Origin of the sequence: Prevotella sp. AM23-5 (assembly GCF_003473645.1) — a bacterium.
GTDB lineage: Bacteria > Bacteroidota > Bacteroidia > Bacteroidales > Bacteroidaceae > Prevotella > Prevotella copri_A.
The window spans coordinates 1-16176 of record NZ_QUCG01000017.1 but is presented as its reverse complement, the minus strand read 5'-3'; the positions used below and the strand labels follow the sequence as shown (position 1 = coordinate 16176).

Annotated in this window: 12 protein-coding genes, 1 tRNA gene and 1 pseudogene; 4 read left to right on the top strand and 10 right to left on the bottom strand. The window is 50.0% G+C overall.

Going from position 1 to position 16176, the window contains the following annotated elements; all coding sequences use genetic code 11:
* Position 1: 1 nt before the first annotated feature.
* Positions 2-973 (bottom strand): PhoH family protein, encoded by a 972-nt coding sequence (locus DW657_RS06015; RefSeq protein ID WP_118311787.1) that lies wholly within the window; start codon positions 971-973, stop codon positions 2-4.
* 135 nt (positions 974-1108) lie between these two features.
* Here DW657_RS06015 and DW657_RS06010 point away from each other — a divergent pair, with 135 nt between their 5' ends.
* Positions 1109-2014 carry a DUF5715 family protein gene (locus DW657_RS06010; RefSeq protein ID WP_199658310.1) on the top strand — a complete coding sequence of 302 codons (906 nt, stop codon included), beginning with the start codon at positions 1109-1111 and terminating at the stop codon, positions 2012-2014.
* 304 nt (positions 2015-2318) lie between these two features.
* Here the strand turns inward: DW657_RS06010 and DW657_RS06000 are convergent, their stop codons facing one another.
* The 3 genes from DW657_RS06000 to DW657_RS05990 form a co-directional block, all read right to left on the bottom strand.
* Entirely contained in the window at positions 2319-4580 is a 2262-nt protein-coding gene (locus DW657_RS06000; protein WP_118311784.1) for a cation:proton antiporter, read from the bottom strand.
* Positions 4581-4672: 92 nt separating this feature from the next.
* Positions 4673-5896, bottom strand: coding sequence for a peptidase T (pepT, locus tag DW657_RS05995; RefSeq protein ID WP_117662899.1), 1224 nt, complete (start codon positions 5894-5896; stop codon positions 4673-4675).
* Positions 5897-5924: 28 nt separating this feature from the next.
* A tRNA-Arg gene (locus DW657_RS05990) sits at positions 5925-5998 on the bottom strand.
* Between the two features lie 298 nt (positions 5999-6296).
* Here DW657_RS05990 and asnA point away from each other — a divergent pair.
* Positions 6297-7334, top strand: coding sequence for an aspartate--ammonia ligase (gene asnA / locus DW657_RS05985; protein ID WP_118311783.1), 1038 nt, complete (start codon positions 6297-6299; stop codon positions 7332-7334).
* Positions 7335-7701: 367 nt separating this feature from the next.
* Here the strand turns inward: asnA and DW657_RS05980 are convergent, their stop codons facing one another.
* From DW657_RS05980 to DW657_RS05965, 4 genes are all read right to left on the bottom strand, one after another.
* Positions 7702-9486: a hypothetical protein gene (locus DW657_RS05980; RefSeq protein WP_147381893.1), complete on the bottom strand. Its 1785-nt coding sequence runs from the start codon at positions 9484-9486 to the stop codon at positions 7702-7704.
* A 53-nt stretch (positions 9487-9539) separates the two neighbouring features.
* Positions 9540-10448 (bottom strand): AEC family transporter, encoded by a 909-nt coding sequence (locus DW657_RS05975; RefSeq protein ID WP_118311781.1) that lies wholly within the window; start codon positions 10446-10448, stop codon positions 9540-9542.
* Positions 10449-10498: 50 nt separating this feature from the next.
* Positions 10499-11374 carry a carbon-nitrogen hydrolase gene (locus DW657_RS05970; protein ID WP_118311780.1) on the bottom strand — a complete coding sequence of 292 codons (876 nt, stop codon included), beginning with the start codon at positions 11372-11374 and terminating at the stop codon, positions 10499-10501.
* 366 nt (positions 11375-11740) lie between these two features.
* A complete protein-coding gene (locus DW657_RS05965; protein WP_117662889.1) occupies positions 11741-12847 on the bottom strand; it encodes an agmatine deiminase family protein in 1107 nt (368 codons plus the stop codon).
* A gap of 155 nt (positions 12848-13002) precedes the next feature.
* Here DW657_RS05965 and DW657_RS05960 point away from each other — a divergent pair, with 155 nt between their 5' ends.
* The gene (locus DW657_RS05960; protein WP_118311779.1) at positions 13003-13860 is read left to right on the top strand and encodes a Nif3-like dinuclear metal center hexameric protein; all 858 of its coding nucleotides are present in this window, start codon (positions 13003-13005) and stop codon (positions 13858-13860) included.
* 37 nt (positions 13861-13897) lie between these two features.
* Positions 13898-14725 (top strand): zinc ribbon domain-containing protein, encoded by an 828-nt coding sequence (locus DW657_RS05955; protein WP_089543537.1) that lies wholly within the window; start codon positions 13898-13900, stop codon positions 14723-14725.
* Positions 14726-14889: 164 nt separating this feature from the next.
* On the opposite strand, the gene DW657_RS05950 is transcribed toward DW657_RS05955, so the two are convergent.
* Together DW657_RS05950 and DW657_RS17685 are read right to left on the bottom strand one after the other, a co-directional pair.
* A complete protein-coding gene (locus DW657_RS05950; protein WP_118311778.1) occupies positions 14890-15450 on the bottom strand; it encodes a DUF5675 family protein in 561 nt (186 codons plus the stop codon).
* 66 nt (positions 15451-15516) lie between these two features.
* Positions 15517-16176 (bottom strand): annotated as a pseudogene (locus DW657_RS17685) (hypothetical protein); the annotation flags it as partial.

The window sequence follows — 16176 nt, the reverse complement described above, 5'->3', positions numbered from 1 at the left end:
ATTAATTTGTTTTTTGAGCTTCCCGTGTTTCCGCTCTCTCCTTGTCATACTTATCGTATGCGTTGACAATGCGGGTTACGAGCTTGTGTCGCACAATATCCTTCTGCCCCAGTTTCACGACTCCGATGCCTTCTACTCCATCCAAGATCTTGAGGGCTTCCTTCAGTCCGCTTCGCTGTTCGCGAGGCAAGTCTATCTGTGTCAGGTCGCCGGTGATGATCATCTTGGTGTTCATACCCATACGGGTGAGGAACATTCTGATCTGTTGTGAGGTTGTATTCTGCGCCTCGTCGAGGATGACGACGGCGTCGCTGAGGGTGCGTCCACGCATGAAGGCGAGTGGCGCAATCTGGATAATGTGCTTTTCCATCATATCTTGCAACTTGACGGCAGGAATCATATCTTCCAACGCATCATAGAGCGGTTGCAGGTAAGGGTCTATCTTATCTTTCATGTCGCCCGGCAGGAATCCGAGCTTTTCGCCTGCTTCTACGGCAGGTCTTGAGAGGATGATTTTCTTGATAGCTTTCTCCTTGAGGGCTTTCACGGCAAGGGCGATGCTGAGGTAGGTCTTACCGGTTCCGGCAGGACCCACAGCAAATATCATATCGTTCTTCTCGTAAGCCTCGATGAGCTGCTGCTGGTTTTCGCTGCGGCTCTTGATAGGTCGGCCGCTGATGCTATATACCAGCACGCCTTTCACGGAGTCTGCTTTGGTCTGTTTGCCTTTCACAATATCAAGGATATCCTCTTCATTGAGCATGTTGTATTTAGCTAAGTGCTTGCGCATCAGCTCAATGTCTTCTTCTGCTTTCGCCATTTCCTCTTCGTCGCCGAGCACACGAATCACGTTGTCGCGTGCAACGATACGCAACTTAGGATACAGTGACTTAATCATCTGTAGGTTACCATTTCCTACGCCATAGAACATCACTGGATCTATATCTTCGAGTATAATATGTTTCTCTATCAAAATATTTATATTTCTTATTGGTTTGCAACCTTAATGTTCTAAATAATGTTATATAACGCTGCAAAATTACTACTTTTCTGTGAATTGAGCAAATATTTCAATACTTTTTGTTACCTTTGCAGGAAATTTTTAGTTATGAAGATTAGTAAGAATAGATATTTGCAAGGTTTTTTGGTAGTCGTGCTGTTGCTGGCACTGGTCCGTGTTATTTTTCCGAGTGTGGCTGAGCCTAGGTTGACGGCTCATTCTGATGGGAAAGACAGTACGGCAATCGATTCATTAAGAGGAGATTCTGATGCTTCTGACCTGATGGCTTCGGCTGGTGCTCAGGATGCCATTTCCTGTGAGGCTTCTGATGCTTCTTCTGCTGAAACTGTGGCTGAGGATTTGAAGAAGGATGAACTGTCGGTAACTCCTGATACAGCCTCTGATGGCAGTTTTTCGATATTTTTCGATAAGAATGGCAAGGAGGTGAAGCATCGCATTTTCTCGGTGCCTCATTTCGGAAATACCTTTCCTGATCAGCAGGATGTACAGATTGTAGCTGCCAGCAAGCATGGTGTGGCTCCGGTTCAGAACCGTGAGGAGGCTGAGCATAGCAAGGGTAAACTGGTGTATGTGGGCAGCAATCCTTTCTTTTATGTGGATAAGCTGAACAACAGTATTCCTTATCTGGTGCCTAGGGCTTCGGTATTGTTGCAGGATATCGGTAGGGCGTATTTTGATTCGTTGCAGATTAAGGGCATTCCTTTGCATAAGATCATCGTTACCAGTATCTTGCGTACCAAGGATGATGTGTCGAAACTGAGAACCCGAAACGGCAATGCTACCGAGAATTCGTGCCATCTCTATGGTACTACCTTCGATGTCTGCTACAACCGGTATAAGCAGATTCAGACGGAGAAACAACCTCGCCGCCAGGTGCAGAATGATACACTGAAGTGGGTTTTCAGCGAGGTGTTGAGGGATTTCCGTGAGAAGAACCGCTGTTATATCAAATACGAGGTAAAACAGGGTTGCTTCCATATCACCGTAAGATAAATTTCTGAAGTTTCGCATGTGGTTCAAGTACGGGCTGAAGGCCCAAAAGCTCCTAGCCCAGGGCATCGCCCTGGGTATAATGGCAATCAGCAAGGCGCCCTGTAAGGGCAAAAGCTTTAAAAACAGCATAATAAAGCTTTTGCCCTTACAGGGCGATTTCTTTAAAACCAACAATCCCCAGGGCGTTGCCCTGGGCTAGGAGCTTCTGCCCTTTCAGGGCGTATGGGGCAACCTTTTCTGAGTTTAGACAGATTTTTCTGCAGGTTAATTTTAACTCTTTTCCTGAATCTTCTGCTGGTTATTATTAGCTCTTTTTCTGAATCTTCTGCAGGTCGGCTTCTTCGCCTACCAGCCAGATGATGTCGCCCTTTTCGAAAACGCGGGAAGGGAGAATGTGGGTAAGGTTCTCCTGACCCTCTTCCAATCCTACAACCATACAGTTGTACTTGTTGCGGATTCCGCTCTCTTCCAGCGTCTTTCCCAGAAATTCGCTGCCGCCGCTGATGATGAGCTGGCGGAGCTTCATCTCCCGCTTCTCTATCTCCAGGTCTTCCGGTGCCAGCTCGGTGGTGAGCGCCTGGGCAAACTTGTGTACCTGATCGTCGTTACCGATGATCTGAAGTTTGTCGCCAGGGAATATCACGGTGTCGCCATTTGGGATGTTCAGGCGCTGCGACCCCCTTCGGATGCTGCTCATATCGATGCCGAAACGCTGGCGGAGGTGCAGTTCCTTCAGTGATTTGCCACACCAGATGCTGTCTTCCGGTACCTCGATTTCACTGATATGGATATCTCTATCCAGCAGATGACCCTCGTAGAGCGGGCGCTTTTCGCCGTTTACCTGTGCGGCAATATCGCGCGAACGCAGGTTGTGCAGGAAGAGGCGCTCCATCACGATGCTTCGTTTCTTGATGCGGCGTGAACCCAACATCAGCAGTACAATCACGGCTCCGATGCATACCATCAGCGCATTGGTGAATCGGGACAGATAGTTGATGATGTAGAAGATGAAGCCCAGGGCAATGACGTATCTCACGAATATCGTGAAGAGCAGCGGAATGCGGTTGATGCTGCTCTCCACCCACAGTCGCTTCCATTCCTGGCTGTGATTCTTCTTCATCACGATGGCTCGCAGGAAAGGCGAGATGAGTACGATGGTGAGCAGACCCGTGATGGCGTTGGCATACCAGTGGAGATTCCAGCCTGGCAGCATATTGCGCATCAGAGGCAAGACGAAGGTGAACATCATCGCTATCGCCGCAGCCGAAAGGATGGAGTATGCCACGGTATTGATGACCATCTGCCGAATCAGCGATTTCCACTTGCTCTGCTGTTGGGTAGAGGGGCGGCTCATCGCAAAATGGTTCAGAATATTGATGAATTTGCTAGGCAGATGCTTCTCCATCAGCTGATAGGAAGGCTGCGCCAGTCGGATCATATAAGGGGTGAGGAAGGTGGTGATGACTGAAACTGCCACCACTACCGGATAGAGGAAGTTGCTGATAACTCCCAGCGACAATCCCAGCGAGGCGATGATGAAGGAGAACTCGCCAATCTGCGCCATCGAGAATCCGCAGCGCATCGCCGACTTCAACGATTCACCGCCCAGCATAAATCCGAAGGTTCCCAATGTTGCCTGTCCTATCAGAATGGCTGCCACGAGGGCGAGGATAGGAACGGCATATTCTACCAGAATGTTGGGATCTACCAGCATACCTACCGATACGAAGAAGATGGCTCCGAAGAGATTCTTTACCGGTTCTACAAGCTTGATAATCTTCTCAGCCTCAATGGTTTCTGCCAGGATGCTACCCATGACGAAGGCTCCGAAAGCGCTCGAAAAACCTACCTTGGTAGATAATACCGCCATGCCGCAGCACAGTCCCAGGGAAACGATGAGCAGGGTTTCACCATTGATGAACTTCCTGACTGAGCGCAGGAAGAGTGGGATGGCAAAGATGCCCACGATAAACCATAATACCAGGAAGAAGCCAATCCTCAGTACCGATGTGAACATCTGTTCGCCATCCGGATTGTTGCCTCCGGCGATGGCGGAAAGCATCACCATCATCACGATGGCAAGGATGTCTTCCAGGATGAGCACGCTCATCACCATGGAGGCAAATTTCTGCTGCCGTAGTCCCATATCGTCGAAAGCCTTATATATAATGGTGGTGGAACTCATGGCGAGCATACCACCCAGGAAGATGCAGTCCATCCTGCCCCAGCCGAAGCTGTGACCCACGCTGATGCCCAGCATCATCATGGAAAAGACGATGACGATGCAGGCGATGATGGGCGAGGCTCCCATCTTCACGATTTTCTTGAAGGAGAAATCGAGACCGAGCGAGAAGAGGGTGAAGATGACACCGATGTCTGCCCAGGTCTGGATATCCGTCTCGTCCATCACCGACATGGTATATGGCATGTGGGGCGACACGAGGAAGCCCGCCACGATGTAACCCAGCACCAGGGGCTGCTTGAGCCGCTTGAAGATGAGGGTAACAATGCCAGCCACCATCAGGATGAGGGCGAGGTCTTTTACTAAATAGGGAATTTCTGCCATATTTTTCTTTTTATGAAAATGATGTTCTTTCTAAAAAATAGTCAGTTTATGAAAATGGGGAATTTAGATTTCTCCTAAATTCCCCATATATATTAGTCGTTATACTCTTCTGTGATTTCCGCAATCTTCACGATGGTATCCACTACCTTCTGCATCACCTGTACGCTCACGAATTCGTGAGGACCGTGGAAGTTGACGCCACCGGCAAAGATGTTTGGACAAGGAAGACCCTTGAAGCTGAGCTGCGCACCATCTGTACCGCCACGGATAGGCTCTACGCGAGGTGGAACACCACTCTCCTGCATGGCACGGAGCACGATGTCGATGACATGCATGTTTGGATCAATTTTCTCCTTCATGTTGTAGTACTGGTCGTAGATTTCTGCCGTAACAGTTCCCTCACCGTACTTCTCGTTCATCTTCTTCACGCAGTCTTCGATGAAATCCTTGCGCGCCTCAAATTTCTGTCGGTCGTGGTCGCGGATGATGTAGCTGAGCTTGGCTTCCTCGCAGCGGCTTTCGATGCCGAGCAGGTGATAGAAGCCCTGGTAACCTTCGGTCTGCTCAGGTGTTTCTGCCTCAGGAATCATGTTCTGGAATTCCACAGCCAGTCGGCTTGCGTTGATCATCTTGCCCTTGGCATAGCCTGTATGCACGCTCACGCCCTTGATGTAGATCTTGGCAGCAGCAGCATTGAAGTTCTCGTATTCCAGGTCGCCCAGGTCGCCGCCGTCGATGGTGTAAGCCCAGTCGCAGCCAAACTTCTCTACATCGAAGTGATGGGCGCCCATGCCGATTTCCTCGTCTGGGTTGAAGCCCACGCGGATGTCTCCGTGCTTGATTTCCTTATGGTCGCGGAGGTAGCACATTGCCTGTACGATTTCAGCGATGCCCGCCTTGTCGTCTGCACCGAGCAGGGTAGTTCCATCAGTTACGATGATGTCCTCGCCCTTGTGCGCCTTGAGTTCTGGGAATTTTTCTACGCTGGAGATGATGCCCGGACTGAGTTCGATATCCTCGCCGTCGTAGTTCTTGATGACGCGTGCCTTGATGTCTTTTCCGCTGGCATCAGGACTGGTGTCCATGTGAGAGATGAAGCCGATGGTAGGAGTCTTTTTCTTGGTATTGCCCTTCAGGGTGGCGTAGATGTAGCCCATATCGTCCATCTCTACGTCGCTCAGACCTTCTTCCTCCAGTTCGTGCTTCAGGTACTTGGCAAAATCCAACTGTTTTGCCGTGCTTGGCACACTTTCAGAGTCTTCGCTCGACTGTGTGTCGAATTTTGTATAGTTTATGAAACGTTCTACTAAATCCATGTTCTTAAATTAAATTTTAATGTAGTAGTGATCTCGGTGGGACTCAAACCCACGACCTTCAGAACCGGAATCTGACGCTCTATTCAACTAAGCTACGAGACCAGAAATGGCGATTAATCGGCAAACGCCGCCTACCCTTTAGGAGTAATTGACTGCAAAAGTACATTTTTTATTTCGAATAACCAAATATTTGGCTCATTTTTTTTCTATATATATAATGTATAGGGAGAAAATGCGGTGAATTTCTCTACAAAATGATACTTAAAATCTAAAAAATGCTATCATTTTGCGAAATATTTTCGAAAAACGCTTGCAGATTAATAATAAATTTGTATCTTTGCAGCGTGAAAGTAAGATAAACAGTAAAATAAGAAACTATAAACGATATATAATAGATAAAATGAGTAATCTGATAAAACCCGAAGGGTATGAGGCGCTGCTGGATATGCGCCAGACCGAAATGGGTATCAAAATGATAAAAGAGTTCTTCCAGCAGAACCTGTCCACAGAGTTGCGCTTGCGCCGTGTCACCGCCCCTCTCTTCGTATTGAAGGGTTTGGGTATCAATGACGACCTGAATGGAGTGGAGCGCCCTGTAACTTTCCCTATCAAGGATTTGGGTGATGCAAAGGCTGAGGTGGTTCACTCTCTGGCTAAATGGAAGCGCTTGACCCTGGCAGAATATGAGATAGAGCCGGGCTATGGTGTCTATACCGATATGAACGCCATCCGTGCCGATGAGGAGCTTGATAATCTTCATTCGCTCTATGTGGACCAGTGGGACTGGGAGGCTGTGATTACCAAGGAAGACCGCACCATTTCATTCCTTGAAGATGTGGTTCGCCGCATCTATGCAGCCATCCTCCGCACCGAGTTCCTGGCTTGCGAGCACTATCCGCAGCTGAAGCCTTTCCTGCCAAAGGAGATTCATTTTATCCATGCGCAGGATTTGCTCGATATGTATCCAGACAAGACTCCTAAGGAGCGCGAGGATGCTATCTGCAAGAAATATGGCGCCGTATTTGTAGAGGGTATCGGCGGAAAGTTGAGCGATGGAAAGAAGCATGATGGCCGTGCTCCTGACTATGACGACTGGAGTACCATAGCCGAGAATGGCAAGGAGGGATTGAATGGTGATATCCTGATTTGGTATCCGGTGTTGGGCAGAAGCTTCGAGCTGAGCTCTATGGGTATCCGTGTTGATAAGGAGAGCCTGCTTCGCCAGTTGAAGCTGGAAGGCAAGGAAGATAGAGAGAAGCTCTATTTCCACCAGCAGCTCCTGAACGACAAGTTGCCATTGAGTATCGGTGGTGGTATCGGTCAGAGCCGTCTCTGTATGGTGCTGCTCCACAAGGCGCACATCGGCGAGATTCAGGCTAGTATCTGGCCGGAAGATATGAGAAAAGAATGTGAGAAGGCTGGAATGCCGCTCATCTAAAGATAATAAATATAAGAAAGATAAGAAAAGATTGTTGGGTTAGTATCCTGGTCATATCAACATAGTTTTTTAATGAATATCAGAGAGATTCTCTATAAAGAGAGTTATCAGCATAAGATATAGTTGAGAGAGATTCAGCATAAGATTATAAGATATAGTTGAGAGAGATTCAACATAAGATCATAAGATTTAGTAAAGAGAGATTATCAACATAAATGTTTTTAGGATCAACATACGATTATAAGTTCATAAATATTATATAAAGAGAATCCCGACCCTCCTTTTTCTTGGAGAGTCGGGATTATCATTTTATGATTGTTCTTTCCTGATGTTTTCCGAATTGTTTCCGAATTGTTTCCGAAAAAAACTAGAAGTAATAGGTGAAACCCATGGTGGCTGCACGGTTGCCGAAATGCTGACCGGCAATATCGTGGAACCTGCCTTCCAGGGTAAGATGCTTGCCAATGTTCTTATATACGGCTACCTCGGCATAGAGATTGGCTGGCGTATAGGCTGGTGTAAGCGTGTGGCGACGTGTGCACCAGATCATATTGGATGTCAGGCGCCAGCCAGCAGGCAATGACAACTGCGGAGCCAGCTTGAATATCGCAAAATTGCTGTATTTGCTGGTTTTAGAGTTCATACCTTCTTCTCCTCCGAAAATCTCAGCCTTTTCCCAGAAGTAATTCACTCCGGCGGTGATCCTCAGCATTCCCTTATGCCAGAAGGCAGTAGTTCCGATGCCCAGTGTGTTGTCGCGATCTATACCCGGAAGATCCTGATGGATATTCTTGATAGAACTGCTTACCACGAGATTCGGCTTGCTGTAGGTGTGCTTCAGCTCAGCCACGTAGGCGAGGCGCTCGCTGATGTCCTTGGTGTAGTATGGACGCCAAGCCCCCTCCATATCGCCAGCAGTAATGAAATCGCCAAAATCGGCATTGAAGATTCGGCGGCAGAATGTGCCCTGCAGGGTATGGCCCGGTGCAAAGTTGTGATATATGCTCACCGTGTAGCTATGGTTGTGGGTACTATGCTTCCAGTTCTTTTCAGTGGCAATCTGTTTCGGACGGAAATTGATGGTGCGGAATCGGTCGCCCACCATGAAGCCCCATTTGCCGATGGTATAATCCAGCTGCGCATACAGATCCTGATAGTTGGAGTGGTTGGTGTAATCAGCCACACAGTTCTTCTCGATAGACAGTCCACCCTCGAAACCGGCTGTAAGCCAGAGATTCTCTGAAATCACCGGAGTGGCATATTCCACCACCATAAACGGATAGTTAGCGTGGTTGCGATAAGGTGCCGCACTGGCATCTGCCGCATTTCCGCCGTTGTCGCTGATGTTCTCGGCACCCAGGGTAAAGAGGATGCTCGCTCCCTTCTCGCCCAGCAGACGGGTATAGTCTGCCTGAAGATGGTAGGCGCGCACATAGTCGGCTGGCGTACCGGTAATATGGTTTCGGGTGTAGGTCTGCATCGCATCCACTTCCAGCATGTCCTTTTCGGTAGGAGTCCAGAGGATGTTCATCTTGGCTCCTTCGTGCGAATAGTGATTGATGAGGCTTGGGCCATCACCGGCATAGGAACCCAGGTCGTTGTTGGAGGTGCGCTGCATGTTGCCCTCTACGTGGGTCAGGATGCGCAGCTTGTCCTGCTGGCTCAATACGCTCACGATGCCCTTTCCGCCGCCATAGGTGTCGCCGAAGAGACCTACTCTTCCGCTCACTCCGTTTTCACCCTTGCGCAGGGTGATGTCAATCACCTTTTTCAGACTGCTGCATCCCTTCATCACCTCAGAGTTCTGGCAAACCTTGATGCTCTCTATCTCCCTCGCCTTGAAATGATGGAGCAGGGTAGCGTAGTCGAGACCATATTCCTGGTTGTCGATGCGGATGACGAACTTGCCGTAGAGATTGGCGAAAGGATCACCGCCGATGATGTTGTTGCCGTCTATCGTAAGGACTTCGGGGCACATCATCAGCACATCGAGGAGCGATTCCTCGCCTGTGAGTTCCATTTCTGATACGTGCATGATGTAGCGGTCGCCGATGTGTTCTATCGGTGCCGCCAGTGCATGATTAGTAAAGCCTCCGAGCGCCATAGCGAGCAGCAGGAGGCGGCTGGTTTTTATCATTTTATTTTTTCTCATACTTTCTTTTAATGTTAAGTTGTAGCATTTTGGTTTTGTCCCATCGCCTGTCCCTACCCGAAAAGCAGGGTGATAAGCGGGATGGTGAGGATGCTGCCCAGTGTAGTGATGAATGTCAGCTCTGTGATGAGTGCCGGGTTCCTGCCGTATTTCAGGCAGAACATGGTGCCGAAGCTAGCTACAGGCATCGCAATCACCACGGTGTTGATATTATTCACCACATCGCTCACGTCGCATACCTTGAAGAAGAAGTAGAGGCTCAGCGGAACCACTACCAGGCGGAGCAGCGAGGCAACGTAAACCTTCGGGCTGCCGATAATCTCCTTGAGGGGCAGCTTGGCCATGCTGCTTCCGATAATCATCAGGGCGGCAGGAACCGTTACGTTGCCCACCATCGTTACCGGACGGGCGATGACATCAGGCGTATGAACCCCCAGCGCCACCAGCAGGGCTGCCACGGCAGCCGCAATCAGAGCCGGACTCAGCAATACCTTCGGGTTAAACTGCTTCACGCTGTATTCGCCCTTGATGAGCATCACGCCAGCCGTGAAGATGAAAAACGTGTTCGGCATGTTGAGCAGGGCAGCGTAGAAGATTGCCTTGGGGCCGAAGATGCTCGAAACGATAGGATATCCGATGAATCCCACGTTGGCAAACATCAGGGCGAAACCGATCATTCCCTGGTCGTCATGGTTCTTGCTGATGAGCCGAGGCACCCCGAATCCGAACACCAGTAATAAGATGTACGTGAGGAAGCCTACACCCAGAAGCGGGAGAATGAGCGTGCGGTCGGGCAGTTCATCTCCCATCACAGACGAGAGCACCAGCAGCGGGCAGGTGATATCTACCACGATGCTGGACAGCTTCTTGTCAAACTTGTCGCCCATATAGCCAAGCTTGCAGGCGACGTAACCTAAAATCACGATGATGAACAGAACCACCATCACTTCCAAATTCTCCATTATCCCGAAATCTAATCTCTTTTATCTTAATCGATAAAACTTCTTTTACCTTAATCTATGAATCTTCTGGTGATGTCGCCGTAATTCTCGATGCGGCGGTCGCGCAGGAATGGCCACCAGCGGCGTACATCCTCGCTGTGCTTCAGGTCGATATCCACCACCAGACTCTCTTCCTCATCATCGCTCGCACGATAGTGAAGCTCGCCTTGAGGACCTGCCACGAAACTGCTGCCCCAGAACTGGATTCCGTCGGTCTGACCGCTTGGGTCAGCTTCGAATCCCACTCGGTTTACAGCCACTACCGGCAAACCGTTTGCCACGGCATGACCTCTCATCACGGTGGTCCACGCCTCACGCTGGCGCTGCTGCTCCTCCTCTGTATCGTAGGTGGCATAGCCGATGGCAGTAGGGTAGATCAGGATGTCTGCGCCCTGCAGCGCCATCAGGCGGGCTGCTTCCGGATACCACTGGTCCCAGCACACCAATACGCCGAGCTTGCCCACGGAAGTCTGTATCGGCTTGAATCCGAGGTCGCCAGGGGTGAAGTAGAACTTCTCGTAGTAGGCAGGATCATCCGGAATGTGCATCTTGCGGTACTTTCCGGCTATGCTTCCGTCCTTCTCTATCACCACTGCCGTATTGTGGTACAGTCCCGGAGCACGGCGCTCGAAGAGCGAAGTAACGATCACCACGCCCAGATCCTTGGCAAGCTTGCCGTAGAATTCGGTAGATGGACCAGGTATCGGTTCGGCAAGGTCGAAATTCTCTACATCTTCTACCTGGCAGAAGTAGAGCGTGTTGTGAAGTTCCTGCAATACAATGAGTTCTGCGCCACGCTTCGCCAGGTCGATGATGCCCTCAGCGAGTCGGGTCTTGTTATCGGCGATGTCCGCCGTAATGTGAAGTTGTAATAATCCTAATTTCATGAAATTTTGTTTTTAAAATTCTGAACTTTCGAACTTGAATACTTTACTGAACTTTCGCATGTGGTTCAAGATCGGGCTGAAGGCCCAAAAGCTCCTAGCCCAGGGCATCGCCCTGGGTATAATGGCAATCAATAAGGCGCCCTATAAGGGCAAAAGCTTTGTATATTGTCCAGTATTTTGAAGCTTTTGCCCTTACAGGGCGACAAGCTTGTGTCCGTAATTACCCAGGGCGATGCCCTGGGCTAGGAGCTTCTGCCCTTTCAGGGCGTGTGGTGCTTTCTTGATAGCTTCTGCCCTTTACCTTTCCCTTCGGCCGGTGACCGTTGGTTCAGGGCGTGTGGAGCTTACTTGCGAAACTTGAATGCTTTATTTGATAGCCCCCTCCGGCAGCTGCATGGTGAGGCAGTGGATGCTTCCGTGCTGGCGGATGATGGTGAGCGAATCTACTCCTATCACGTCTCTGTCTGGGAAGGCAAGCTGAATCTGTCGCTTCGCCTCCTCGTCCTTCTCAGGCTGGTTGTACGTAGGATAAATCACGGCGCCGTTCAGAATCAGGAAGTTGGCATAGGTGGCAGGCAGTCTGTCGCCCTTGCTGTTCCTGTCTGTGGTCAGTCTGTCGCCCTCGTCATAGATGGCATCCGGCATTGGGAGCTTCAGCAGTCGGTAAGGGTATCCCTCGTAGGTGAAGAGCTTCTGCAGCTGCTTCTCCAGCGCCTGAAAATCCTCATACTGATCATCCTCCGCATCATCACACCCTACATATAATAAGGTGTCGTGCGGAGCCACTCTCACGATGGTGTCGATATGTCCGTCGGTGTCATCACCCACCAGATTACCATGGTCGAGCCATACTACGTTTCTTACATGGAAGAAATTCCTGAGCAGGCTGTCGATGTTCTCGCGTGTTAAAGGCTGGTTGCGGTGAGGTGCCAGCAGGCACTGCGATGTGGTGAAGAGCGTACCCCTGCCGTCGCTCTCTATGCTTCCGCCTTCGAGCACGAAGCCCTGGTGATTCTCCAGCGCCGCATTGAAGGCTCCCTGATAGTAGAGCTGCAGATTGATGGCATTGTCCTTCTTCCATGCGAATTTCTCGCCCCATCCGTTGAACTTGAAGTCGAGCAGATGGATAGGGATGATGTGCGAATTGTGTCTGCCGCGCGAAACCATACTGATAGGTCCGTGGTCGCGCGCCCAGGTATCGTTGGTATCCATCTCGTAGAGGTGAACGCGGTCCATCTGTCCCTCCGACAGCTTTTCGGCGAGCATTCTCTGGGTGCTTTCCAGGATAGGTGTCACCACCAGCAGGTCTTCGTAGCGGGTGATGATGTCTGCGAGCTGCAGATACGTGTTGGTTATCTGTCTCAGATACGGCTTCCAGTCCGTTCCGCCGTGTGGCCACGTGAGCATGATGGCGCTCTGTGGTTCCCATTCTGCGGGAAGTGCGAAATCGCAAGGTAATATTGAGTGATGCATAAGCTTTTGTATTTTTAATGTTTTATGCGTGCAAATATACTAAAAAAATCGGCAACTTACATAATTTTTTGAAAATTTTTAGTGAAACGCTTGCTAATTTCGTGAGAAATGCGTAACTTTGCAGCCTAAATTATAAAATAAGACATATTAGGAGCGTGAAAATAAGAGAAGTAGTTGATGCCCTTGAACATTACGCGCCTCTGCCCTTGCAGGAAGGATATGATAATGCCGGCCTGCAAGTTGGATTGACAGAGGCGGTAGAAATGTCAGGGGCATTGTTGTGTCTTGACGTCACTGAGGCGGTGGTAGATGAAGCGGTCCGGAAGGGCTGCAATCTCATCGTAAGCCATCATCCGCTCATCTTCAGAAAGCTTTCCAGGATATCGGATGAGAACTATGTGCAGCGCACCGTTCGCAAGGCGATCAAGAATGATGTTACCATCGTCTCCATGCATACCAACATGGATGCAGCGGCAGGCGGAGTGAACTTCAAGATTGCCGAGAAGCTGGGCCTGAAGAACGTGCAGTTTTTCGGTGGCGAGAAGGAAGTGGATGGCGTGAAGGGCGGCAGCGGCGTAATAGGAGAGATCTCTGACGGGGATATCCTGAAGGCTGCCCAGGAAGGCAAGCTTTCTGCTGAGGTGAAGGATCATTTCGCCGAGGGTATCGCTGCCGATGACCTGGTGTTGCTGCTCAGGGAGCGTTTTGGTGTGGAGTGCGTGCAGTGCAACCAGCTCTTGCGTCGCCCTATCCGCAAGGTGGCGCTCTGCGGCGGTTCGGGTTCGTTCCTGCTTGGCGATGCCATTGCGGCAGGAGCCGATGCCTTCATCACGGGCGAGATGAGCTATCACGAGTATTTCGGTCATGAGCAGGAGATTCAGATCTGTGTCATCGGCCACTATCAGAGTGAGCAGTTTACCAGCGAAATCTTCCGCAGCATCATCCTCTCTCATTTCCCAGATGCCAAATGCTGCATCTCGGAGATCAACACCAATCCCATCATCTATTTATAAAATAAAAAATAAGGTTTAAAGATAAAATAAAGAAATTATGGCAAAGAAAGATCCTACAGATTTGACAGTTGAAGAGAAGTTGAAGGCTCTTTACCAGCTTCAGGTAACCTTGTCGGGCATCGACGAGAACCGTGAGTTGCGTGGTGAGCTTCCTCTCGAAGTTCAGGACTTGGAAGATGATATCGCCGGTCTCACCACTCGTATTGAGAACATCCAGCGCGAAATCGAGCAGTTCGACCATGCTGTTTACCAGAAGCAGAACGAGATTGCTGATGCACAGGCTAGCCTGGAGCGCTATCATGCGCAGCTCGATACCGTGAGCAACAACCGCGAGTATGATACCTTGAGCAAGGAAATCGAGTTCCAGGAGTTGGAAATCGAGCTTTGCAACAAGAAGATCCGCGAGGGTATGGCTAAGATGCGCGAGCGCGAGTTCGACCTCCACAAGGCTGAGGAGAAGAAGGCTGACCTGGAGCACGGACTGGTAGAGAAGCGTGCTGAGCTGGAAGACATCCTGGAGGAGACTCACGAGGAGGAGGAGCGCCTGAAGGAGAAGGCCCTGGAGCTTGAGAAGAAGATTGAGCCACGTCTGCTCGCCAGCTTCAAGCGTATCCGCAAGGGTGCCCGCAATGGTCTGGGTATCGTTTACGTGCAGCGTGATGCATGTGGTGGTTGCTTCAACAAGATTCCACCTCAGCGCCAGTTGGATATCAAGATGCACAAGAAGATCATCCCTTGTGAGTACTGCGGCCGTATCCTCATCGACCCAGAGTTGGCAGGTGTGAAGATCGAGACTCCGAATACAGATGAGAAGCCAAAGCGCAAGCGCATTTCCCGCCGCAAGAAGGCTGAGGATGCTGAATAAGGATTTGGAAAAGAGACAAAGCTTGTAAAAGCGTATAAATGTAAAGGAAGCGGCAACCGGAAGATACGGCTGCCGCTTTTTTTTCATACGGTTATGCGATATCAGATGATGATAATCCGAAATCAGATGATGATAACCGAAAATCAGATGATGATAATCTGAAATCAGATGATGGTAATCCAGATGCCTTCTCCCTGATTCTCAGCCGCCTGGATGCGTTTCTTCAGTCGGGTGAGCCAGATGCGGGAGTTCACCACCATGCCCTTCACCCTATTTTCGCCCACCAGGATGCAGCCCTGGGTATCGTCGGGATAGTTGCCGGCATGGATGCGGATACCCTCGAAACCGGGCACACCCTGCACATACGGCAGCCACTCCTTGAAATGGGGCGACTTGGTGATGAGCACACGATACGAGCCCTCGGGGATGGCAGTATGCCCCGGAATCTTTCTTGCCACCTTGCCGCTCTGACGGCTGTACTTGGCATTCACTTCCTCGGGCTTCAGCGCTATCCCCTTCAGGTTGCGCCACGTAGGCTCCAGGGTGTCACAGAAGTAGTTGTCCTTAGACAACTTCTTCAAGTCGAAAGTATGTTCGAAACTGCGCTTGTCGCCAGCTGATTTGCCGGAAAGCACCTTGCGCTTCACATCACCATCAGCCAACAGATACAGTCGGCCGATGGTATAAGTATTCTTCTTCGCTATACGCTCTAAAACAATTTCCATATACAATAGATTTTTTTTCGTTCATTATTTTCAGGAAAATTTTCCTGATGCGATTCATTCCCCACTCTAGGAATGGGTCTTGAAATAAACTGAGTCACTGAGTTTCTGAGTCACTGAGTCACTTTCTTCTTTCTCGATATACCCGCGATGCAGCCAGTTTCTCAACATTTTGGCAGTACCCTTGGCGTTCATATCGTTTTTCAGACGCAGAGTCTCTACCTGCTGATAACTGAACTTGTCGGGCAGGAATGCCAGGATGCTCGCAGGTCCCTTCTTGCTTTCCTGATCACCGTCACGCTCCGCCTTCTTGATGGCATCACCGAAGAAACGCATCTTGCAGTAGATGTCGTAACGCTCGCTCCAGCGGATGAAATCCTCAATCTCAGGCTCCCACTGGTAACCGTTCGCCACATAGAGCACACATGCCTTCAGATAGCCGATTACGTTGGCACGGAAGCTCAGATTCTCATAGACTCTGTCCTGCGACAGACGGGAGAATTCCGCATTCTCATCCTTCAGCACCTCGGCAAGATGAAATGCCTCCTTGCATTCCACCAGCCCCGAAGCCATACAGAGATTATCGATGTAAGGTTTCAGAGAATTTCTGAATTCCTCATCATAGGTTCCATAGACGGGAATGTCCTCGCCGATATCTCTTTCCGGGATGGTACAGAAGTTGATACGGGAAACCGGACCGTCGGTCAGCACACGCTTGAAATACCTGAT

Excerpts from the sequence above, each read along its gene's own strand:
- DW657_RS05975 (WP_118311781.1), bottom strand. The coding sequence starts at position 10,448 with ATGGAGAATTTGGAAGTGATGGTGGTTCTGTTCATCATCGTGATTTTA.
- DW657_RS05950 (WP_118311778.1), bottom strand. The coding sequence starts at position 15,450 with ATGGAAATTGTTTTAGAGCGTATAGCGAAGAAGAATACTTATACCATC.
- DW657_RS05980 (WP_147381893.1), bottom strand. The coding sequence starts at position 9,486 with ATGAGAAAAAATAAAATGATAAAAACCAGCCGCCTCCTGCTGCTCGCT.
- DW657_RS06010 (WP_199658310.1), top strand. The coding sequence starts at position 1,109 with ATGAAGATTAGTAAGAATAGATATTTGCAAGGTTTTTTGGTAGTCGTG.
- asnA (WP_118311783.1), top strand. The coding sequence starts at position 6,297 with ATGAGTAATCTGATAAAACCCGAAGGGTATGAGGCGCTGCTGGATATG.
- DW657_RS05965 (WP_117662889.1), bottom strand. The coding sequence starts at position 12,847 with ATGCATCACTCAATATTACCTTGCGATTTCGCACTTCCCGCAGAATGG.
- DW657_RS05970 (WP_118311780.1), bottom strand. The coding sequence starts at position 11,374 with ATGAAATTAGGATTATTACAACTTCACATTACGGCGGACATCGCCGAT.
- DW657_RS05955 (WP_089543537.1), top strand. The coding sequence starts at position 13,898 with ATGGCAAAGAAAGATCCTACAGATTTGACAGTTGAAGAGAAGTTGAAG.
- pepT (WP_117662899.1), bottom strand. The coding sequence starts at position 5,896 with ATGGATTTAGTAGAACGTTTCATAAACTATACAAAATTCGACACACAG.
- DW657_RS06000 (WP_118311784.1), bottom strand. The coding sequence starts at position 4,580 with ATGGCAGAAATTCCCTATTTAGTAAAAGACCTCGCCCTCATCCTGATG.